The sequence below is a fragment of the Streptomyces sp. NPDC030893 genome (assembly GCF_055571535.1).
This window is the reverse complement of sequence record NZ_JBVIFC010000031.1, coordinates 1-20906: the sequence shown is the minus strand read 5'-3', so window position 1 is coordinate 20906 and position 20906 is coordinate 1. Positions and strand designations below refer to the sequence as shown.

Annotated in this window: 20 protein-coding genes and 1 pseudogene; 12 read left to right on the top strand and 9 right to left on the bottom strand. The window is 71.6% G+C overall.

Going from position 1 to position 20906, the window contains the following annotated elements; genetic code table 11:
* The 4 genes from ACZ434_RS32310 (at nt 1) to ACZ434_RS32295 (ending at nt 2635) form a co-directional block, all read left to right on the top strand.
* Nucleotides 1-1296, top strand: coding sequence for a CynX/NimT family MFS transporter (locus tag ACZ434_RS32310; RefSeq protein WP_468462225.1), 1296 nt, complete (start codon nt 1-3; stop codon nt 1294-1296).
* A 253-nt stretch (nt 1297-1549) separates the two neighbouring features.
* Nucleotides 1550-1666, top strand: a complete 117-nt coding sequence (locus ACZ434_RS32305) for an SGM_5486 family transporter-associated protein (protein ID WP_468462223.1) — start codon at nt 1550-1552, stop codon at nt 1664-1666.
* Between the two features lie 178 nt (nt 1667-1844).
* The gene (locus ACZ434_RS32300; protein WP_468462221.1) at nt 1845-2051 is read left to right on the top strand and encodes a hypothetical protein; all 207 of its coding nucleotides are present in this window, start codon (nt 1845-1847) and stop codon (nt 2049-2051) included.
* Nucleotides 2052-2116: 65 nt separating this feature from the next.
* Nucleotides 2117-2635: a SixA phosphatase family protein gene (locus ACZ434_RS32295; RefSeq protein WP_468462219.1), complete on the top strand. Its 519-nt coding sequence runs from the start codon at nt 2117-2119 to the stop codon at nt 2633-2635.
* 61 nt (nt 2636-2696) lie between these two features.
* Here ACZ434_RS32295 and serB read toward each other — a convergent pair whose 3' ends face one another.
* Nucleotides 2697-3905: a phosphoserine phosphatase SerB gene (gene serB / locus ACZ434_RS32290; RefSeq protein ID WP_468462218.1), complete on the bottom strand. Its 1209-nt coding sequence runs from the start codon at nt 3903-3905 to the stop codon at nt 2697-2699.
* A gap of 286 nt (nt 3906-4191) precedes the next feature.
* The gene (locus tag ACZ434_RS32285; protein ID WP_468462216.1) at nt 4192-5823 is read right to left on the bottom strand and encodes a streptophobe family protein; all 1632 of its coding nucleotides are present in this window, start codon (nt 5821-5823) and stop codon (nt 4192-4194) included.
* Nucleotides 5824-6062: 239 nt separating this feature from the next.
* Here ACZ434_RS32285 and ACZ434_RS32280 point away from each other — a divergent pair, with 239 nt between their 5' ends.
* Nucleotides 6063-8576, top strand: a complete 2514-nt coding sequence (locus ACZ434_RS32280) for an ABC transporter ATP-binding protein/permease (protein WP_468462245.1) — start codon at nt 6063-6065, stop codon at nt 8574-8576.
* 89 nt (nt 8577-8665) lie between these two features.
* Here the strand turns inward: ACZ434_RS32280 and ACZ434_RS32275 are convergent, their stop codons facing one another.
* The 3 genes from ACZ434_RS32275 to ACZ434_RS32265 form a co-directional block, all read right to left on the bottom strand.
* Nucleotides 8666-9400: a transglycosylase SLT domain-containing protein gene (locus tag ACZ434_RS32275; protein WP_468462214.1), complete on the bottom strand. Its 735-nt coding sequence runs from the start codon at nt 9398-9400 to the stop codon at nt 8666-8668.
* 342 nt (nt 9401-9742) lie between these two features.
* A complete protein-coding gene (locus ACZ434_RS32270; RefSeq protein WP_468462212.1) occupies nt 9743-10786 on the bottom strand; it encodes an S-adenosylmethionine:tRNA ribosyltransferase-isomerase in 1044 nt (347 codons plus the stop codon).
* The gene (locus ACZ434_RS32265; protein WP_468462210.1) at nt 10783-11481 is read right to left on the bottom strand and encodes an SDR family NAD(P)-dependent oxidoreductase; all 699 of its coding nucleotides are present in this window, start codon (nt 11479-11481) and stop codon (nt 10783-10785) included. Before ACZ434_RS32265 ends, ACZ434_RS32270 begins: the two co-directional genes overlap by 4 nt.
* 250 nt (nt 11482-11731) lie before the next feature.
* Here ACZ434_RS32265 and ACZ434_RS32260 point away from each other — a divergent pair, with 250 nt between their 5' ends.
* The 3 genes from ACZ434_RS32260 to ACZ434_RS32250 all read left to right on the top strand — a co-directional run bounded on the left by ACZ434_RS32260 (nt 11732) and on the right by ACZ434_RS32250 (nt 13915).
* Nucleotides 11732-12877, top strand: a complete 1146-nt coding sequence (locus ACZ434_RS32260) for a GAF domain-containing sensor histidine kinase (protein ID WP_468462208.1) — start codon at nt 11732-11734, stop codon at nt 12875-12877.
* Complete coding sequence (locus ACZ434_RS32255) at nt 12870-13511, top strand: response regulator (RefSeq protein WP_468462206.1); 642 nt, start codon at nt 12870-12872, stop codon at nt 13509-13511. Before ACZ434_RS32260 ends, ACZ434_RS32255 begins: the two co-directional genes overlap by 8 nt.
* Before the next feature lie 158 nt (nt 13512-13669).
* Nucleotides 13670-13915 (top strand): chaplin, encoded by a 246-nt coding sequence (locus tag ACZ434_RS32250; protein ID WP_468462204.1) that lies wholly within the window; start codon nt 13670-13672, stop codon nt 13913-13915.
* A 271-nt stretch (nt 13916-14186) separates the two neighbouring features.
* On the opposite strand, the gene ACZ434_RS32245 is transcribed toward ACZ434_RS32250, so the two are convergent.
* Nucleotides 14187-14975, bottom strand: a complete 789-nt coding sequence (locus tag ACZ434_RS32245) for a hypothetical protein (protein ID WP_468462202.1) — start codon at nt 14973-14975, stop codon at nt 14187-14189.
* Nucleotides 14976-15015: 40 nt separating this feature from the next.
* On the opposite strand from ACZ434_RS32245, the pseudogene ACZ434_RS32240 reads away from it, so the two are divergent.
* The 3 genes and pseudogenes from ACZ434_RS32240 to ACZ434_RS32230 all read left to right on the top strand — a co-directional run.
* A pseudogene (locus tag ACZ434_RS32240) lies at nt 15016-15669 on the top strand (ABC transporter ATP-binding protein); the annotation flags it as partial.
* A 359-nt stretch (nt 15670-16028) separates the two neighbouring features.
* Nucleotides 16029-16460 carry an NfeD family protein gene (locus ACZ434_RS32235; RefSeq protein ID WP_468462200.1) on the top strand — a complete coding sequence of 144 codons (432 nt, stop codon included), beginning with the start codon at nt 16029-16031 and terminating at the stop codon, nt 16458-16460.
* Nucleotides 16461-16607: 147 nt separating this feature from the next.
* Complete coding sequence (locus ACZ434_RS32230; protein ID WP_468462198.1) at nt 16608-17558, top strand: SPFH domain-containing protein; 951 nt, start codon at nt 16608-16610, stop codon at nt 17556-17558.
* A 105-nt stretch (nt 17559-17663) separates the two neighbouring features.
* Here ACZ434_RS32230 and ACZ434_RS32225 read toward each other — a convergent pair whose 3' ends face one another.
* The 3 genes from ACZ434_RS32225 to ACZ434_RS32215 all read right to left on the bottom strand — a co-directional run bounded on the left by ACZ434_RS32225 (nt 17664) and on the right by ACZ434_RS32215 (nt 19742).
* Nucleotides 17664-18170, bottom strand: a complete 507-nt coding sequence (locus ACZ434_RS32225) for an HNH endonuclease (protein ID WP_468462196.1) — start codon at nt 18168-18170, stop codon at nt 17664-17666.
* A gap of 208 nt (nt 18171-18378) precedes the next feature.
* The gene (locus tag ACZ434_RS32220) at nt 18379-18918 is read right to left on the bottom strand and encodes a YbhB/YbcL family Raf kinase inhibitor-like protein (protein ID WP_468462194.1); all 540 of its coding nucleotides are present in this window, start codon (nt 18916-18918) and stop codon (nt 18379-18381) included.
* Nucleotides 18919-18959: 41 nt separating this feature from the next.
* Complete coding sequence (locus ACZ434_RS32215) at nt 18960-19742, bottom strand: sporulation protein (protein ID WP_468462192.1); 783 nt, start codon at nt 19740-19742, stop codon at nt 18960-18962.
* Between the two features lie 160 nt (nt 19743-19902).
* On the opposite strand from ACZ434_RS32215, the gene ACZ434_RS32210 reads away from it, so the two are divergent.
* Nucleotides 19903-20544 carry a DNA-3-methyladenine glycosylase gene (locus ACZ434_RS32210; RefSeq protein WP_468462190.1) on the top strand — a complete coding sequence of 214 codons (642 nt, stop codon included), beginning with the start codon at nt 19903-19905 and terminating at the stop codon, nt 20542-20544.
* The last annotated feature ends 362 nt before the right edge of the window (nt 20545-20906 follow it).

Sequence of the window (20906 nt, the reverse complement as noted above, 5' to 3'; positions counted from 1 at the left end):
ATGGCTCGCGAGGAAACCCGGACGCTCACGTCCACGACAGCACCCGCACCGGGCACGTCCGCCGCGTCCGGAACCCGGCAGGCCCCCGGGGACGGCACGGCACACGTGTGGCGTACGCGGCTGCTCGTCGTCGGCATCGTGCTGGCCGCGCTGAACCTCCGCCCCGCCATCACCAGCCTGGGCGCGCTGCTCGAGGAGGTCCGCGACGGCCTCGGCATGAGCGGCAGCGTCGCCGGACTGCTCACCTCCGTGCCCCCGCTGTGCTTCGCCGTCTTCGGCGTCACCGCGCCCCGCCTGGCCCGCCGCTTCGGGCCCGGCGCGGTGGTCTGCGCCGGCATGGCCGCCATCGGCGCCGGCCTGCTGATCCGCCCGTACGTGGGAGGCACGGCTGCCTTCCTGGCCACCACCGCCCTCGCGCTCATGGGCATCGCCGTCAGCAACGTCCTCATGCCGGTCATCGTCAAGCGCTGGTTCCCCGACCGGGTCGGCTCCATGACCGGCCTGTACTCCATGGCCCTCGCCATGGGCACCGCCACGGCGGCCGCGGTGACCGTGCCGATGACCGACGCACTGGGCGGCGACTGGCAGTCCGGCCTCGCCGTGTGGGCGGGCCTGGCGGCCGCCGCCGTACTGCCGTGGCTGGCCTTCGTACGGGGACGCGACGCGGCTCCGGCCGAGCGCGCACCCGCGCGGGAGGCGGAGAAGCCGGCGCTGCGCATCACCCGCAGCCGCACCGCGTGGGCGCTGGCCGTCTTCTTCGGTCTCCAGGCCACCGCCGCCTACATCACCATGGGCTGGATGGCGCAGATCTACCGGGACGCGGGCGTCCCCGCGGGCACCGCCGGGCTGCTCCTCGCCGTCACCATGGTGATGGGCGTACCGCTGGCCTTCGTCATACCGCGCGTCGCCACCCGGCTGCCCCACCAGGGACCGATCGTGCTCGTACTGGGCGTGAGCGGGCTCATCGGATACGCGGGCCTGTACCTCGCGCCGGCCGCCGGCGCCTGGGCCTGGGCCGTGCTGCTGGGCGTCGCCAACTGTGCCTTTCCGCTGGCGCTCACCATGGTCGGGATGCGGGCCAGGACCAGCGGGGGAGTGGCCCAGCTGTCCGCCTTCGCACAGAGCACCGGCTACCTGCTCTCCATCCCCGGCCCGCTCCTGGTGGGCGTCCTCTACCAGCACAGCGGCGGCTGGGGGCTGCCGACCGCCCTGATGGCCGGCCTGATGATCCCGCAGACCATCGTCGGCATCCTGGCCGGCCGCGACCGCACGGTGGAGGACGAGGCGACGCCCTGACACAGGGACGCAGCACCCTGACACAGGGACGCGGGAAGTATCCAGGGGCGCGGGAAGTGTCCAGGGGCGCGGGGAACTGCGCGTGGGGGGTCTGGGGGCGCAGCCCCCCAGGGACGGGACGGGAAGGGGCGGCGGGGGCGAGAGAAAGGGCGAGCACCAGCCCCCTCACGCCAGCCACCCATGCCACCCACGCCACGCCACACCACGGCACCCCGAAGACCTCCGCAGGCGCCCAGGATGCGACACTTGCCCCATGCCAGTCCTCGACCCGAACCCCCAGAATGGCCAGCGCAAGCTGCTCCTCGTCTTCGGCGCCTTCTTCGCCATCTTCATCGTCATCGGCGTGATCGCGACCATCCTCGCGCCGTGACGCCCCCGGCCGCCCCGCCCGCCGGCGGCGATGGTGGGGCTGGCACCCCTATCCCCTAGGGGGCCAGGCTCAGGGTCAAGTAGGTGGATCACCGGATGGGTTGAGACCCATCCGACCCGTACCTTCGAGATGTGGCCGCGAACCGCGGGCCACGGGCACACGAAGAGCGGAGGCCACCATGTCGGCGCGCACGCACACCCGGCCTCACCCGGCCCCCCGGGGCGGCGCCGACACCAGGCTGCCGTGGTGGGCCCTGGCCCTGCCCACCCTCGCCTTCGTGGCGCTGCTCAGCCTGATCCTCAACCCCGCCGACGCCCACGCCGCCGCCGGTGAGCACACCATCGCCCACCTCGTCGAGCGCGCGCAGCAGTTCATAGCCCGCTGAACACCCCAGGAAGCGCCGGTCAACTCCCTGCGCCCCGTGGCCTGTTTCGTGCGAAGCTGGGCTACATGAGCGTCGCAGAACCCCGCAGGATTGTCCTTTTCCGGCATGCGAAAGCCGACTGGCCCCCGGTGTCCGACCATGAGCGACCCCTCGCGGAGCGAGGCCGCACCGATGCCGCAGTCGCCGGACGCAAGCTCGCCGACACCGGCATCGCCTTCGATCTGGCCCTGTGCTCCACCTCGGTCCGGACCCGGGAAACCTGGAAACTCGCGGTCCACGAGTTCCCGCAGCGGCCGAAGACCGTCTACGAGGAGCGGATCTACGAGGCATCGCCCGGCGAGCTGATCGCCCTGCTCAACGAAACCCCCGACGACGCGCAGAACGTCCTGCTGGTCGGCCACAACCCGGGCATCCAGGGACTGGCCGACATCCTGGCCGGCGAGTCCGAGGGCGACGCCCGTGAACGCATGAGCCGCCTCGGCTACCCGGCCGCCGCCTTCGCCGTCCTGTCCTTCACCGGCTCCTGGAAGTCCCTCGAGCCCGGCACCGCCACCCTGGTCGACTACTGGGCGCCCACCGAGTGACACCCGGCGCGACAGGGCCCGGCACCGGCGTCCGCCGGTGGCCGGGCCCCTGCCGTGCGACTCAGCCCAGGTCGAGCGTGTCCGCGGCCTCCACCTCTTCGCGCGTGACACCCAGCAGATAGAGGACCGTGTCCAGGAAGGGGACGTTCACCGCCGTGTGGGCGGCCTCCCGCACCACCGGCTTGGCGTTGAACGCGACACCGAGCCCCGCCGCGTTCAGCATGTCCAGGTCGTTCGCCCCGTCACCGATCGCCACCGTCTGCGACAGCGGCACCCCCGCCTCGGCGGCGAACCGGCGCAGCAGCCGCGCCTTGCCCGCCCGGTCCACGATCTCGCCGGTCACCCGGCCCGTCAGCTTCCCGTCGACGATCTCCAGGGTGTTGGCCTGGGCGAAGTCCAGCGCCAGCCGCTCCTTCAGATCATCCGTGACCTGGGTGAACCCGCCGGACACCACGCCCACTTGATAGCCGAGGCGCTTCAGCGTACGGATCAGGGTGCGGGCGCCCGGCGTCAGCCGCACCTCGCTGCGCACCTTGTCCACCACGGAGGCGTCCAGCCCTTCCAGCAGCGCCACGCGCGCGTGCAGCGACTGCTCGAAGTCCAGCTCCCCGCGCATCGCGGCCGCCGTCACCTCGGCGACTTTGTCCTCGCAGCCGGCGTGCGCGGCGAAGAGCTCGATCACCTCGTCCTGGATCAGCGTGGAGTCCACGTCCATGACGACCAGGCGCTGCGCCCGCCGGTACAGTCCCGCGCCGACCACGGCGACGTCGACGCCGAGCCTGGCGGCGTCGGTCACCAGAGCCGTGCGCAGTGGTTCCGTCTCCACACCGGACACCGCGAACTCCACCGCGGTCACCGGGTACTTGGCCAGCCGGAAGATACGGTCGATGTTGCCGCCGGCGTGCGTGATCCGCGCGGCGATCGCCGCCGTCGCCTCCGAGGTGAGGGGGTGGCCCAGCACCGTGACGAGGGAACGGCCGAGCCCGCGCGGACGGTTGTCGCCCCGGCCGGAGATGATCTCCGCCTGCATCTTCATCGACTCCGCCCAGCTGTGGACGGTCGCCCGCAGATCGCCCTCCAGGCCCGCGGGCGGCTGGCTCACGAGCGCGCAGAGCACGATGCGGCCACGGGTGACGACCTGCTCGATGTCGACCACGTCGACCGAGTAGGCGGCGAGTGTGTCGAAGAGGCCGGCGGTGATGCCGGGCCTGTCCTTGCCGAAGATCTTGACCAGGAGGGTGGGAACGTCGGAGGTCTGCGATGCGCTCATGGTGCCTCCACCGTATCCGGCACCCAGTGCCCCCCGCCTCCCTGGTCCGCCACCCGGACAGTCCGCCCCCCGCCGCACCACCAGAGCCGAATCGCCCCCGCCGCCCCTTCCCGTCCCGTCCCCGGGGGCTGCGCCCCCGGACCCCCCTTTCGGCCCTGAACGGGCCTCGTCCTCAAACGCCGGACGGGCTGAATCAGCCCCTCTGGGGGCGTTTGAGGAGCGGGGTCTGGGGCGGAGCCCCAGGTTCGGGACGGGAAAGGGCGGCGGGGGCGAAGAAACGGTCCGCTCACGGCGGCCTACGCGGCCCCCGCGGCGCCCCCTCATCCGGCCACACCGGCGACCGCTCCCGCGGAACCGGCCCGATCACGGTAGGCGCGCCCGAGACATCGGCCGAGGCACCACCAGGGCCGCCCGGCGGCACCCGCAGATAAGGATTGGTGTCCGCATTCGGCGGCCGGAACGGCACCCCCGGCGCGTACGGCCCCGCCTCCCCCCTGTCACCCCGTGCCAGGACCGCCAGGACCGCCACCCGCACCCCCGCCACCCCGCACCCCCACGCCAGCAGCGCTCCCACGGCCCCCGCCCCCACCCCCCACACCGCCCCCAGCAGCAGCGCCACCCCGAGATGCCCGCGCAACTCGATACCGGCGTCGAAGGCGTCGAAGCCCAGCACGGACAGTGAGGCATCTGCGGACACCTCCGTGAGCCGGACCAGCAGCGGCAGCGCCACCGCCGCGGCGACCCCCAGCCGCAGCGCGCACCGCCCCACGAAGCCGCCCGCCGACCCCTGCGACCCCGCCGCCCCCTGCGACCCCGCAGGCACCGGCGTCCGTACCGCGCACAGCACCCCCGCCAGCAGCATCATCAGCGCGGCGGCCACCCCGAGCAGCCACACCCGCCCGTCGAGCCCGGCCAGCCGCGCCAGGGTGACGGGCTGTTCGGAGCCCGCCCGCAGAAGGCCGTCCACGGGGTGCGGCAGCGCCCCGAGCAGCGCCCCGCTCGCCCGCCCCTCCCACGGCACGAACAGACCGACCACTATCCCCAGCCACACCCCGTTCGGCGCGCCCAGCAGCGCCGCCCCCGCGATCCGCCGCGGGTGGTCGTCGCCGACCGCCGCGTACCCCGCCGCGGCGAGCCCGGCCGCCACCGCCACGAGCAGCACCGTGACCACGGCGGACACCGTCGGCCGTACCACCCGGTGCACGGCGTCCCAGCCGCGCGGCAGGGGCGTACGGCGCGACGCCAGCAGCGCGACCAGCAGCACACCGGCCGACCAGCCGAGCCCGCCGAGCAGCGTCGGCACCGTGTCGACGGTGAACCCGACCGCCGCCCGGGCGTCGACGAGGTCCCCGACCCGGTCCGGCAGCAGCCCCCCGACGTCCCCGAGCCCCGGGACCTCGACCCCGCCGCCACCCGTGCCCGGCAGATCGTCCAGCCCCAGCGAGGCCCCGTCGACGGTGACGACGTCGTGCCCGGCCTGGACCAGCCCGCCCGCCAGCGCGACGAACAGCGCGACCACCGCGCCCGCGCGGGCGAGGAGTTCGGCGGCTGAGACCTCGACTCCCGCCGCCCGCAGGGAACGCAGGAAGAAGTACGACAGCAGCAGCGCTCCCACGAGACTCACGCCCAGTGGCGTGATGTCGACGGCCGTATCGGCCTCGGCGCCCGACAGGCCGTAGACGGACACATCGCCCGACGGCGTGACCGAACCACCCGCCCCCAGCGCCACCACGGCGGCCGTCATCGGCCCCAGCGAACCGGCAGCGTCGGCGTCCAGCAGACGCAGCCCGAGCGCCGCCGTCGCCGCCATCCCGATCAGCGCCCAGCTCACCGAGGCGACCGCGGAGACCACCACGTCGACCCACGGCACGCGCGCGCCGGTCGCCCCCGCGGCGCCGGCGCCCGTCGCAGCACTCATGGCAGACCCCCGATCCGCGGCGCGGCATGAGGGCCGCGCATGTCCCCCTCGCGTGGTTTACCACTCTCCGGGCCGATTTCAACCCCGCGGACGCACCCCGTGGATGCGTTGGTGCGCGCTCGTGACAAGGCCCGGCTTTCGGTCAGAGGGCCGAGCCTGAAATAGTTCCCCCCGATGTTCGACATCCCTAGACTCCCTGCGATGGGGGAAACTCGGGGGACAACTCAGTGGGGCATGGAGTGCCGGAACTCGTACTGGAATCAAACGGACGGACCTGGACGCTCGATCCGTCCAGGGCTTACACCCTCGGACGCGATCCGCAGGGGGACGTCGTGCTGGACGACGCCAGGGTCTCCTGGCGTCACGCCACCATCAGCTTCAACGGGCGCAGTTGGGTCATCGAGGACCACGGCAGCACCAACGGCACGTTCGTGCAGGGGCAACGGATCCACCATCTGGAGTTCGCCTCCGACACGGTCCTGAACCTGGGCAACGCGACCGACGGGCCGCGCGTGACCCTGTCCGGAGCCGGAGCGGCCGCCGCGCCGCAGGCCCAGCCGCAGCAGCCGTACGCCGCCCAGGGCGCGAACGCCGGCTGGGCGCCGAAGGCGCCGCAACAGCAGCAGCCGCCCGCCCAGCAACCCGGCTGGCAGCAGCAGCCGCAGCAGCCCGCACCGCACATCCCGCAGCAGCAGGGCCCCGGTGGTGGCGCGGGGGCGCCGCCGGTCTACGGCGACCGCAGCCCCACCACGTTCCACCAGTTCTCCCTCGGGCGCGTGATGCGCATCGGCCGTGCGCTGGAGAACGACCTGGTCGTCTCCGACCTCCAGGTCTCCCGCAACCACGCCGAGTTCCACTCGACGCCCGACGGCCGCATGGAGATCCGCGACCTCGGCTCGCACAACGGCACGTACGTCAACGGTCTGCCGATCGCCAAGGGCGGCTCGCAACTGCTCGGCCCCACCGACATCGTGGGCGTCGGCCACTCGACGTTCCGCATCGTCGGCGACCGGCTCGAGGAGTTCGTCGACACCGGTGAGGTGTCCTTCTCCGCACGCCACCTGACCGTCACGGTCGACGGCGGCAAGCAGATCCTCAAGGACGTCTCCTTCGGCGTTCCCGAGAAGTCGCTGATCGCGGTCATCGGCCCGTCCGGTTCCGGCAAGTCGACCCTGCTCAAGGCGCTCACCGGCTACCGCCCCGCCAACCAGGGCGAGGTCCTCTACGACAACCGGAACCTCTACAAGCAGTTCGCCGAGCTGCGCCAGCGCATCGGTCTGGTCCCGCAGGACGACATCCTGCACAAGGAGCTGACCGTCAAGAAGGCCCTCAAGTACGCGGCCAAGCTCCGCTTCCCCGCCGACACCACGGCCGCCGAGCGCGAGTCCCGCATCGACGAGGTGCTGCGCGAGCTCAAGCTGGACATCCACAAGGACAAGAAGGTCACCTCCCTGTCCGGCGGCCAGCGCAAGCGCGTCTCCGTGGCGCTGGAACTGCTCACCAAGCCGTCGCTGATCTTCCTGGACGAGCCGACGTCCGGCCTCGACCCGGGCATGGACCGCGACGTCATGCAGCTGCTGCGCGGGCTGGCCGACGACGGCCGTACCGTTCTCGTCGTCACCCACTCGGTGGCCGAGCTGGCGATCTGCGACAAGCTCCTGGTGATGGCGCCCGGCGGCTCCGTCGCCTACTTCGGCCCGCCCGAGGAGGCGCTGAACTTCTTCGGCTACGACACCTGGGCCGACGTCTTCTCCGCCTTCGAGAACTACCGCGACTACGACTGGGCGGGCCGCTGGAAGGGCTCGCAGCACTACCAGATGTACGCCGCGGACATCGACGCGGTCGCGCCGCAGTCCGTACAGGTGCCGCCGATGCAGGCGATGCGGCCACCGAAGCCGCAGGGCTGGATGTCACAGTTCGTGACCCTGGTGCGCCGCTACGTCTCGGTGATCGTCTCTGACAAGGGCTTCCTCGCCCTGATGGTGATCCTGCCGGCCGTCCTCGGCGCGGTCAGCCTGCTCATCGACGCGGACAAGGGCCTGCTGCCCAACCCGCCCAACGCGGCGGGCCGGATCCGCCCGAACGGCACGGCGACCACGGTCCTGCTGATCCTCGCCGTGGGCGCCTGCTTCGCGGGCGCCGCGAACTCCGTACGTGAGCTGATCAAGGAACGGGTCATCTACGAGCGGGAGCGCGCCACCGGCCTGTCCCGCTCGGCGTACCTGATGTCCAAGGTGTTCGTGCTCGGCATGATCACCGTGCTGCAGGGCCTGCTGGTCGGTGTGATCGGCTTCTCCAGCCGGGAGATCCCGGAGGAGGGCCTGATCTTCGGCGGCTTCACGCTGCTGGAGCTCTCCGTGCCGATCATGGCGCTCGGCTTCACCTCGATGATGTTCGGCCTGATCATCTCCGCGCTGGTGAAGACCGCCGAGAAGACCATGCCGCTGCTGGTGATGTTCGCGATCATCCAGGTCGTCTTCACCGGCTGCCTGTTCGCCCTGCACGGCTCGATCGGCGTCAACCAGTTCTCGTTCCTGATGCCGTCGCGCTGGGCGGTCGCCGCCTCGGGCGCCACGCTCGACTTCAACAGGATCAGCCCGCCGGAGACGCCGGGGGACCCCGACCCGCTGTGGGAGCACACGGTAGGGGCCTGGGCGATGGACATGGGCGCGCTGATCGTCCTCGGCGTGATCTGCGGCTTCTTCGTGGCCCGCTTCCTGCGCCGCCACGAGCCCGAGGTCATGCGCAACTAGTCCGCGCCGTACGGCCCCGAAGGGCGGCACCCCGTCAGGAGGGTGCCGCCCTTCGGCGTCCTGTTCGCGAAAAGAGGTCCGCGCCGACCTCAGTACGCGCTGTCGACGTTGTCCATGGTGCCGTACTTGTCGGCCGCGTAGTTGCAGGCGGCGGTGATGTTGGCCACCGGGTCGTAGATGTTCTTCGACGTGCCCGGGACGTGGTACGCCTCGAACGTCGGCGGGATCACCTGCAGCAGGCCCTTGGAGGGGATGCCGTTCTGGGCGTTGATGTCCCAGAGGTTGATCGCCTGCGGGTTGCCGGAGGACTCACGCATGATGTTGCGGTGGATGCCCTCGTAGGAGCCCGGGATGCCGTGCTTCTTCATGATGGCCAGGGACTCGCGGATCCAGCCGTCCAGGGTGTTGCTGTAGGTCTTGGGCGCGGACCTGTTCACCTCGGCGCGCTCGGCGGCGCGGCTCGCGGCCTCCTTGGCCTGGCGGGCCCGCTCGGCCTTGGCCTTCGCGGCGGCAGCGGCGGCCTTCTTCTCGGCGGCGGCCTCGGCCGCGGCCTCCTTCTTCGCCGCGATCTGCTCGACCTTGACGCTGGCGCCGGCGAGCTGGTCGGTGACGTCGGCCTTGACGCCCTGGATCGGCTCGGTGCTGTACGTGACCGGCGCCGCGGGCGCGGAGGCAGCCTCGTTCGTGGTGGTCGTGGACGCGTTGCTCGGCACCGCCGAGAAGCCGATCGCGGCGGCACCGAGCGCGGCGACACCCGCGACGGCGAGCTTGTGGTGACGGGTCAGGGCACGACTATGACCACGGGTGAGGATGTTCTTCGACATGCGGGAAGGACCTCTTCGAATAGCGCGGAGGTCGCTCGACGTCCGGTGGGGACTTGGTGCTTCCGGCACAAACGCCGCGGATCGAAAACCCACGGCGCTGAGCGACGCAGTCATTCTTAGCGGCCGCAAAATCGCCGGGCAAAGGTGTGACGTACGAAGACGGGTAGTGGATCAGGAACGCTCAATCCAGACAAAGCGGGTGGTACGTCCCGCTCGCGCGGGAGGTATGTCTCTCCTACTCCGCTTCGTACGTGATGTGCGCCCTATGCCCGTCCTCACATCCCACCCCCTCCACTCTCACGCCCGGTTGCTGGAGCAATGCGCTGGGTGAGGTGGTCCCGGTCACCGCGGGAGAACCAGGTGCACATCCCCGAACTCGTGCCACAGATAGCGCCCGCGCAGCGCCTCCCCGTACCCCCGGTCGACCGCCTCCCGCCCCGCGACCGCCTCCAGCATCAGCAGGTGCGAGGCCTCCGGTTCGTGCAGCCCGGTCAGCAGCCCGTCCACCACCCGCACCCCCCGCTCCGGCGTCACCACCAGGTCCGTCCACCCCGCGCGGGCGCGCACCGCACCGTCCGCACCGGCCGCCGACTCCACCGCCCGTACGGCCGTCGTCCCCACCGCGATCACCCGGCCACCCCCCGCCCGCACCGCGCCGATCAGCCGCGCCGACACCTCCGGCACCGCGTACCGCTCCGGGTACGGCGGCTCGTGCGCCTCCGCCGACGCCACCCCCGTGTGCAGCGTCACCGGGGCGAACTGCACCCCGCGGCTCACCAGCTCCGTCACCATCCGCGCGGTGAACGGACGTCCCGCACTCGGCATCTCCGCACTCCCCGCCCCGTCCGGCGACGGCAGAGCGAACACCGTCTGGTACGCCGACAGCGGCTGGTCCCGCTCCGTGTACGCGTACCGGATGGCCCGCCCGTGCTCCCGCAGCACCCCGAGCACGTCCCGCGACACCCGCGCCCACCGCAGCCGCTCGCCCCGGGAGCTCAGCGGCTCCTCCAGCACCAGTCGCGCACCCCCGGCCAGCCGCACCTCATCACCCGCGTGCGCGCCCGCGCGCGCACGCGTGGTGCCCCGCCCGTCGGGTTCCCGCAGCTCCACCGCCCAGCGGCCGTCGTCACCGCGCGTGGAGAAGTGCACCACCACGCGCGCGTGCCCGAGCCGCCCGTCGACGGCCGCCGCCAGCGTGGGCGAGGTGTTCACCACCAGCAGGTCCCCGGCCCGCAGCAGCCGGGGCAGTTCCACGAAGGCGTGATGCGACACCTCCGTACCCCGCGACACCAGCAGCCGCACCGAGTCCCGGTCGAGCCCCGGCCCGCGCCGCTCCACCGGCACCCGCGCGGACAGCTCCTCGGGCACCCGGACGGTCAGCGTCACCGCCGCCCCTCCAGCAGCGCCGGAGCGGCGTAGCGCCCGCTCGCCGGCCGCTCGTCCAGCAGCCGCAGGAAGGCGGGCGCCACGGCGGACGGCTCGGGCCGCGGACCGTCGTCGTCCGGTACGGCCGCCGCGTACAGGTCCGTCGCCATGTCACCCGGGTCGACCGCCCACACCCGCAACCCCGGCTCCTCCGCCGCCAGCACCGCCGCGAGCTGGTCCAGACCCGCCTTGGCCGCCCCGTACCCGCCCCAGGTCGGATACGCCTCGGCGGCGGCGTCCGAGCTCATCACGAGCACCGCGCCCGCAGGCGCCGCCCGCAGCGACGGCAACGCCTCCCGCACCAGCCCCAGCGCCGCCACCAGATTCACCTCCAGCGCCCGCCGCAACCCCTCCAGGGGCAGCTCCGCCAGCCGCACCAGCGGCTCGGCGCCCAGCGCACTGGCGTTGTGCACCAGCAGATCCACCCCGCCCAGCCGCCGCGCCGCCGCCACCAGCTCCGCGCGGTGCCCGGCGTCCGTGACGTCCCCGGGCAGTGCGGTCACACGCGTGCCGTACGCCGACACCAGCCCCGCCGTCTCGGCCAGCGGAACCGGCCCCCGCGCGTCCAGCACCAGATCCCAGCCCCGCTCCGCCAGCGCCCGCGCGAGCGCCGCCCCGAGCCCCTTCGAAGCCCCCGTGATGATCGCAACCGGCATGGCAACCGTCCCCTCGTCCTCGACGCCGCGTGATCGGCGTCACCTCAACGTAGGGACCGGCGCACCGCCGCCGCCTCGGCCCCGGGACGCAGAAGCCCGGGTCCGTTCGCCCTACACCGCCGTCCCCGGACCCCTGGCCCTACACCACCGGCGCCGCCCGCGCGGGACCGCGGACCTAGGACCAACGCCCCGCCCGCGGCCACCGCCCGCCCGATCCGCGCCGTCCCGGCCCGCCGGTACCGTGAGGAACATGAGCCACGGCCCCCGGTCCGGCCTCGCCGCGGTGAGTTCCGCGTTGCTGGCCATGAGCAGGCACCTCGAGGTGCGCGACGTCCTCAAGACGATCGTCGCCTCCGCCCGCGAACTCCTCGACGCCCAGTACGCCGCCCTCGGCGTCCCCGACGACCACGGCGGGTTCGCCCAGTTCGTGGTCGACGGCGTCAGCGACGACCAGTGGAAGGCCATCGGCCCCCTCCCGCGCCAGCACGGCATCCTCGCCGCGATGCTGAACGAGGCCACACCGCAGCGCCTCGCCGACGTACGCGTCGACCCGCGCTTCGGCGGCTGGCCCAGCGCCCACCCCGACCTGGTCGACTTCCTGGGCCTGCCCATCCGCGACGGCGACGAGGTCATCGGCGCCCTGTTCCTGGCCAACAAGAGGTGCCCCAAACCCGCGGGCACCTGCGGTTTCACCGAGGACGACGAGGAACTGCTCGGCATCCTCGCCCAGCACGCGGCGATCGCCCTCACCAACGCCCGGCTCTACGAACGCAGCCGCGAACTGACCATCGCCGAGGAACGCTCCCGCCTCGCCCACGAGCTCCACGACGCCGTCAGCCAGAAACTCTTCTCCCTGCGGCTCACCGCCCAGGCCGCCGCCCGCCTCGTCGACCGCGACCCCTCCCGCGCCAAGGGCGAACTCCAGCAGGTGGCCACCCTCGCCGCCGAGGCCGTCGACGAGCTGCGCGCGGCCGTCATCGAGCTGCGCCCCGCGGCCCTCGACGAGGACGGCCTGGTCGCCACGCTCCGCACCCAGATCCAGGTCCTGGACCGCGCCCACACCGCACGCGTCACCTTCACCGGCCACGGCGTACGCGCCCTGCCCGCGGCCCAGGAGGAGGCGCTGCTGCGCGTCGCCCAGGAGGCGCTCCACAACGCCCTGCGGCACTCCGGCGGCGACCACGTCGACGTCACCCTGGAGCGCAGGGGCGGCGGTGCGGTCCTGCGGGTCAGCGACGACGGCAGCGGGTTCGACCCGGGGATCGTGCGCAGCGCGGGCCGTCATCTGGGCCTGGTCTCCATGCGGGACCGGGCGAGCGGGGTCGGCGGCAGGCTGACCGTGGAATCGGCGCCCGGCAAGGGCACCACGATCGAGATGGAGGTGCCCGGTGGCTGAGGCGATCAAGGTGCTGCTGGTCGACGACCACCAGGTGGTACGCCGGGGCCTGCGCACCTTCCTCGAGGTGCAGGGCGACATCGAGGTCGTCGGCGAGGCCGCTGACGGCGCCGAAGGAGTCGCCCTCGCGGGAGAGCTGCACCCCGACGTCATCCTCATGGACGTCAAGATGCCGGGCATGGACGGCGTCGACGCGCTGCGCCGGCTCCGCGAACTGGACCATCCCGCGCGGGTGCTGATCGTCACGAGCTTCACCGAACAGCGCACGGTGGTCCCCGCCCTCCGCGCGGGCGCCGCCGGCTACGTCTACAAGGACGTCGACCCCGACGCGCTCGCCGGCGCCATCCGCTCCGTGCACGCCGGGCATGTGCTGCTCCAGGCCGAGGTGGCCGGCGCGCTGCTGTCCCAGGAGGAGAGCGGCTCCGGCCCCGGACGCGCGGGCTCCCTCACCGAACGGGAGCGCGAAGTGCTCGGGCTGATCGCGGACGGCCGCGCCAACCGGGAGATCGCCCGCGCCCTGGTGCTCTCGGAGAAGACCGTGAAGACCCACGTCTCGAACATCCTGATGAAGCTAGACCTGGCGGACCGCACCCAGGCGGCCCTCTGGGCCGTGCGCCACGGCCTCAGCGGCTGACCCGGGACGCGTCCGGCCGGGTGGAAGGTTCCCCTCCGGTCCGAGATTCATACCGTAGGGGGAATGTCACCCGGACGGCCGTATCCAACGGCGGCTCCGGCCGTTCTCCAGTGCACGCCGCGGCGCCTGCCGCGGTCATCGCAAGGAGGGCTCGGAAAGTGAAGAACCTGAAGAAGGCAGCGGCCGTGACGATGGTGGCCGGAGGCCTGCTCGCCGCCGGTACCGGAATGGCCTCCGCCACCGAGGGCAGCCACGCGCACGGCGAGGCCGTGGGCTCCCCGGGCGTCGTCTCCGGCAACCTCATCCAGGTCCCGGTCGACGTCCCGGTCAACATCTCCGGCAACAGCGTCAACGTCATCGGCCTCCTGAACCCGGCCTTCGGCAACACCGCCGTCAACCACTGACGCACCCCCGGCCCCGGCCGCCCGCCCCCACCGAGCGCCGGGGCCCACCCACCCCCAAAACCCCACTCCCGCGCTCCGCGATCCCAGCTCCCGCGCTCCGCCATCCGCGGGCAGTCGTGCCTCCCCCAGAGGGGGTACCCCCAGGGCGGCACGGGTGGGCGCGACGGCACCCCGCAAACGCCGGGCCGCGCAACAACCCCCCGCCCAGCCCAACACCGGCACCCAGCAAACCCCCGGCGAGCCCCAACCCCGGCCCCCCACCCCAACAAACTCACCCCACCCCCCGCTCCTCCACAACGGAGTTGTACGCAGCGACCCGCGCCCGCCGAGCCGTCCGCTCCACCGGCCGCAACGCCCCCGCCCGCGCCGACATCTCCGACGCGCTCACCGCACCCCCGTGCCCGCCACCCCCCGCCAGCGACACCAACGCCCCCACCCGCTCCGCCAGCTCCAGCACCCGCACCGCCCGGGGCGGATACCCCGGGGCCAGCACATCCCGCCCCCGCGAGGCCATCGCCCGCGCCCGGTACGCGTCGATCGCCGCCTCCGCCACCGGCCCCGACCCGGCCACATCCAGCCGCGTCAGCACCTCCGTCGCCTCCCGCAACGCCTCCGCCAGCTCCCGCTCCGCCTCCCCGAGCGACGGCACATCAGCCGGCGGAGCCTCCCGCACCGGCAGGCAGTGCCAGACCACCTCGACATGCACATCACCCGACGGCCCGGCCTCGTACACCTCCGGCACCAGCCCCAGCGCGGCCCCGGAACAGACCACCGCCTCCTCCGCCTCCAGCGCACGCGCGTTGAACTCCGCCGGCCCGCTCAGTCCCAGCGGATGCCCCGCCACCGGCAACGCCACCCGCAGCCCGCCCACCCCGAGCGCCCGCAGCCGCCCCAGCGCCAGCGTGAGCCCCACCGGCGCGGCCTCGCCCGGCAGCCCTTCCACCCGGTGCACCGCGTCCTCCCCGACGATCGCGAGCACGGCGTCATCCGGCGAGACAAGTCCGGCAAGCAGGGCATTTCCCCAAGCGGCAAGACGTCCAGAGCGTGGTTCCGAAAGCATGCGTACACCCTAGACAGAGCCCGAGAACCGGACCGGAGGAATGTCCGGGTCGACCAGTGGCGTAGATTTCATGATGGGCTGCGCCCACGGGTGCGGCGGACCGACCCACAAGGCGTACGCGACAGCCGAGACCGGCCACACTGCAAGGGGAGACAACGCGCTCATGAGCGATGTTCTGGAGCTTCAGGACGTATCCGTGGTCCGTGAGGGCCGGGCTCTGGTGGACCAGGTCTCCTGGTCGGTCAAGGAGGGCGAGCGCTGGGTCATCCTCGGCCCCAACGGCGCCGGCAAGACCACCCTCCTCAACCTCGCCTCGAGCTACCTCTACCCCAGCAAGGGCGCCGCCACCATCCTCGGCGAGACCCTCGGCAAGCCCGGCACCGACGTCTTCGAGCTGCGCCCCCGCATCGGCATGGCCGGCATCGCCATGGCCGACAAGCTGCCCAAGAAGCAGACGGTCCTGCAGACCGTGCTCACCGCCGCGTACGGCATGACCGCCGGCTGGCAGGAGGAGTACGAGGAGGTCGACGAGCAGCGCGCCCGTGCCTTCCTCGACCGCCTCGGCATGTCCGAGTACCTGGACCGCAAGTTCGGCACCCTCTCCGAGGGCGAGCGCAAGCGCACCCTCATCGCCCGTGCCCTGATGACCGACCCCGAGCTGCTGCTCCTCGACGAGCCCGCCGCCGGCCTCGACCTCGGCGGCCGCGAGGACCTCGTACGCCGCCTCGGCCGGCTCGCCCGCGACCCCATCGCCCCCTCCATGATCATGGTCACGCACCATGTGGAGGAGATCGCCCCGGGCTTCACCCACGTCCTGATGATCCGTCAGGGCAAGGTCCTCGCCGCCGGCCCGCTGGAGCTCGAGCTCACCTCCCGCAACCTCTCCCTCTGCTTCGGCCTCCCGCTCGTCGTCGAACAGGTCGGCGACCGCTGGACCGCCCAGGGCCTCCCGATGGCCTGAACCACACCCAGGACGCAAAACCCGGAGCCGCACGGCGCGTTCGACTGATCGCGCCCTGTCGGCGACCGGGTGTGCGGTCCTACCATGGCCGGGTGGACATCGACGCATGGCTGTGGTGGCTGATCGGCGCGGCGGCACTCGGCATCGGGCTCGTGATCACCGCGATGCCCGAACTCGGCATGCTCGCGGTGGGCGCCGTCACCGCGGCAGTGGTCTCGGGCGTCTTCGGCGGCGGCGCCGTCGCCCAGGTCGTGGTCTTCGCCGTCGTCTCGACGGCGCTCATCGCCGTCGTACGCCCCATCGCGAGGAGACACCGTGCCCAGCGGCCCGAACTCGCCACGGGCGTCGACGCGCTGAAGGGCAAACAGGCCGTCGTGCTGGAACGGGTCGACGGAACCGGCGGCCGGATCAAGCTGGCCGGCGAGGTCTGGTCGGCACGCGCCCTCGACACCGCCCGCGCCTACGAGGTAGGCCAGGAAGTGGACGTCGTGGACATCGAGGGAGCCACGGCGATCATCATGTGAGCCCCCAGGACACAACTGGGGCGAACAATCCCCCAGTTGCACCGATGGTCTGTCAGACTCGACCAGCAAGATCTTCAACAGCGAGATCTCCGCAGGCAGAACAGCTGCCCTAGGCGCCGAGGCTAAGAAGGGTTCGGGGAACCGACGATGCAACCGATCATCATCGTCCTGATCATCCTGGTGGTGTTGGTCTTCATCGCCCTGATCAAGACGATCCAAGTCATCCCGCAGGCCAGCGCCGCCATCGTCGAGCGCTTCGGCCGCTACACGCGGACACTCAACGCGGGCCTGAACATCGTCGTCCCGTTCATCGACACCATCCGCAACCGCATCGACCTGCGCGAACAGGTCGTCCCCTTCCCGCCCCAGCCGGTCATCACCCAGGACAACCTGGTCGTCAACATCGACACCGTCATCTACTACCAGGTGACCGACGCCCGCGCCGCGACCTACGAGGTCGCCAGCTACATCCAGGCCATCGAGCAGCTCACCGTCACCACACTGCGGAACATCATCGGCGGCATGGACCTGGAGCGCACCCTCACCTCCCGCGAGGAGATCAACGCGGCCCTGCGCGGCGTCCTCGACGAGGCCACCGGCAAGTGGGGCATCCGCGTCAACCGCGTCGAACTCAAGGCCATCGAACCGCCCACCTCCATCCAGGACTCGATGGAGAAGCAGATGCGCGCCGACCGCGACAAGCGCGCCGCCATCCTCCAGGCCGAAGGCGTCCGGCAGTCCGAGATCCTGCGCGCCGAGGGCGAGAAGCAGTCCCAGATCCTGCGCGCCGAGGGCGAGGCCAAGGCAGCGGCCCTGCGCGCCGAGGGCGAGGCCCAGGCCGTCCGTACGGTCTTCGAGGCCATCCACGCCGGCGACCCGGACCAGAAACTGCTCTCCTACCAGTACCTCCAGATGCTCCCGAAGATCGCCGAGGGCGACGCCAACAAGCTCTGGATCGTCCCCAGCGAAATCGGCGACGCCCTCAAGGGCCTCTCCGGAGCCATGGGCAACTTCGGCGGACTGGGCGGCAACGGCGGCACCTCCACCCCGGCCAACGTCCCCGCCCAGGAACGCCGCGAGAAGCCCTCCATCGACTAGCGACGGCCCAGGGGCGACGTGCGCCCGCACCCGTTCCCCGCACCCCGCCCAGGGGCGCGGGGAACTGCACGACGAGCCACGACGCACACCCCACGGTGAAGCCGTCTACGCCGCATCCAGCGTCAACCACTCGGGCAACGCCTCGAAATCCTCCGCGCCCAGCGCCAACAACATCGCATCGGCCGGCGTGGGCTCGAACGGCCGCCGCAGCAACGGCATACCCGCCTGCTCCGGCGTCCGGTTCGCCTTCCGGTGGTTGTCCTCCGCGCACGACGCCACCGTGTTCAGCCACGTGTCCCGGCCACCGTGCGACCGCGGCACCACGTGGTCCACGGTCGTCGCCCGCCGGCCGCAGTACGCGCACCTGTGCCGGTCCCGTACCAGCACACCCCGCCGCGACCACGGCGCTTGTCTTCGGAACGGCACCCTCACGTACTGGCAGAGCCTGATCACCCGGGGCGCCGGTATGTCGACCGCGGCTCCGCGCATCCGCAGTTCGGGGTGGGCCTGCTCGACGACGGCCTTGTCCTGAAGCACCAGAACGACGGCTCGGTTCAACGTCACCGTCGACAACGGCTCGAAGCTCGCGTTCAGTACCAGCGTGTCCCGCATACCAGCCCACCTCCCGTGTGCACCGGCCCACCCCTCGGCGGGCTGGGATCAACTCTGGCCGGGCACGCCGAGATGGACAACGCAATATCCGCTGCTCGTACGCGAGATGACCCCGCGTCCCCCAGCGACAAAAATGCCCGCCCCTGATCAATTCCAAGACCAGGGGCGGGCAAACGTTCCATGAACGCTCGGGGCCGTGCGGAACGGCTCAGGACTCCGCGGGCACCTCGTACTCACCGATCAGCTGGGCACGGGCAATCGTGTGGAACCGCAGGTTGAAGCCCACGACGGCAGGAGAGGCGTCCGCGTCCGGACCGAGCTTCTCCTGGTCCACGGCGTACACCGTGAACACATACCGGTGCGGCCCGTCCCCGGGCGGCGGCGCGGCACCACCGAAGTCCCGGCTGCCGTAGTCGTTGCGCACCTGTACGGCGCCCTCCGGCAACCCCTCGAACGAACCGCTGCCCGCACCCGCCGGCAACTCCGTCACCGAGGCCGGGATGTCGAACACCACCCAGTGCCAGAACCCGCTGCCCGTCGGGGCGTCCGGGTCGTAGCACGTCACGGCGAAGCTCTCGGCCTCCGACGGGAAGCCCTCCCAGCGCAGGTGCGGTGAGGTGTTGCCGGCCGCGTGAACCTGAGCGTCCTTGAGCGTGGCCCCTTCCTTCACATCGTCACTGGTCACCGTGAACGACGGCACCGGCGGATGGAAGTCGTGGGGGAGCGGCCGCCGCTTGAGCTCGGTCACCTCGGTACCTCCTGATCGTCTGCGTTCAGTCGGAACCGAGCCTAGAACCAGTTGCGCTTGCTGCCGACCTCCGACAGCCACTGGTTGAGGTACGCCGCCCAGTCGGTGCCCTGGTAGTCGTTCAGCCCCACCTTGAAGGAACGGAAGGTGTCACTGCCCTCGCTGAACAGACCCGGCTTCTTGTCCATCTCCAGCACGACGTCCATGGCCTGCTCGTCGGCCACGAAGCTCAGCTCCACCTGGTTCAGCCCCCGGTACTGCTGCGGCGGGAAGAACTCGATCTCCTGGTAGAACGGCAGCTTCTGCCGGGTCCCACGGATGTGACCGCGCTCCATGTCGGCGTTCTTGAACCGGAAGCCCAGCTGGATGAACGCGTCCAGGATCGCCTTCTGCGCCGGCAGCGGGTGCACGTTCACCGGGTCGAGGTCGCCCGAGTCCACGGCCCGCGCGATCGCCAGCTCCGTGGTCACCCCGATGTTCATGCCGCGCAGCGCCTGCCCGTCGATCATCGTGATGGGCGTCTCCCACGGAATCTCCAGCCCGAACTGCACGGCGTGCACCGCACCCGCCTGGAGCTCGAAGGCACCGCCCAGCGACGACTTCGTGAACTCGATGTCCTGCTTGTACTCCTGGTCGCCGCTCTCCACCTCGACCTTGGCCTGCAGCCCGACCGAGAGACCCTCGATCTGCTGGTTCACGGACCCGCCCTGGATCCGCACCTCGCCCTGGACGACCCCGCCCGGAACGACGTTGACCTCGTGCAACACCGTCTCGACCGAGGCCCCGCCGGCTCCCAGACTCGCCAGCAGCTTCTTGAACGCCATGTCTCTCCCCTTTGTCGTCCTGCCATCGCTTCTGTGCAAGGACCGCTGATCCCTAACAACGCGATCCGGCCGTGGCCGGTTCCGCCCGCCCTCACCCTGGCAAGGGCGGCGCCCGGTGACCACCCCGTGGCACCTGCCGTCTCCAGTACCCTCGGACGGCATGATCGCGAGCCCCGACCGTACGCCCCTGCCCAGGAACTTCTTCGACCGCCCCGTCCTCGAGGTCGCCCCCGACCTCCTCGGCCGCATCCTGGTCCGCACTACCCCGGACGGCCCGATCGCCCTCCGTCTGACCGAGGTGGAGGCCTACGACGGCCCGAACGACCCGGGCTCGCACGCCTACCGCGGCCGCACGCCCCGCAACGACGTGATGTTCGGTGAGCCCGGCCACGTGTACGTCTACTTCACCTATGGCATGTGGTTCTGCATGAACCTGGTCTGCGGCCCCGAGGGAAGAGCGAGCGCGGTGCTCCTGCGGGCCGGGGAGGTCGTCGAGGGCGCCGAGCTGGCCCGCACCCGTCGACTCTCGGCCCGTAACGACAAGGAACTGGCCAAAGGGCCGGCCCGCCTGGCCACGGCGCTCGGCGTCGACCGCGCCCTCAACGGCACGGACGCCTGCGCCACCGGTGACACCCCGCTCCGCATCCTCACCGGCACGCGTGCCCCCTCCGACCAGGTACGCAACGGACCGCGAACCGGAGTCTCCGGCGAGGGAGCCGTGCACCCCTGGCGCTACTGGATCGACAACGACCCGACGGTGAGCCCCTACCGGGCCCATGTACCGCGACGCCGGCGAAGTTGACTCGGGACAGGAAGATGCGTAACGTAGCCCGAGCCGCTTGACCCGGGTACGGCATTCGCCTGCAGCCGGAAGCGGCCAACCCACTACCTACGATCACCCCTCAGCGGGGTCGAATTCGTCATGTTCGCATGCCTGAATTCGATAACCGCAGCGCCCGATTATGAATCGAGCGAGGGAATCGGCTAACGTAGTGAATGTCGAAAGGCCGACAGGCGAAAGCCACCGGCTCGACGGCAAAACCCGCCGACCGGGAATCAGGGCCGAAAGGATCTGATAGAGTCGGAAACACCGAAGGGAAGCGCCCGGAGGAAAGCCCGAGAGGGTGAGTACGAAGGAAGCGTCCGTTCCTTGAGAACTCAACA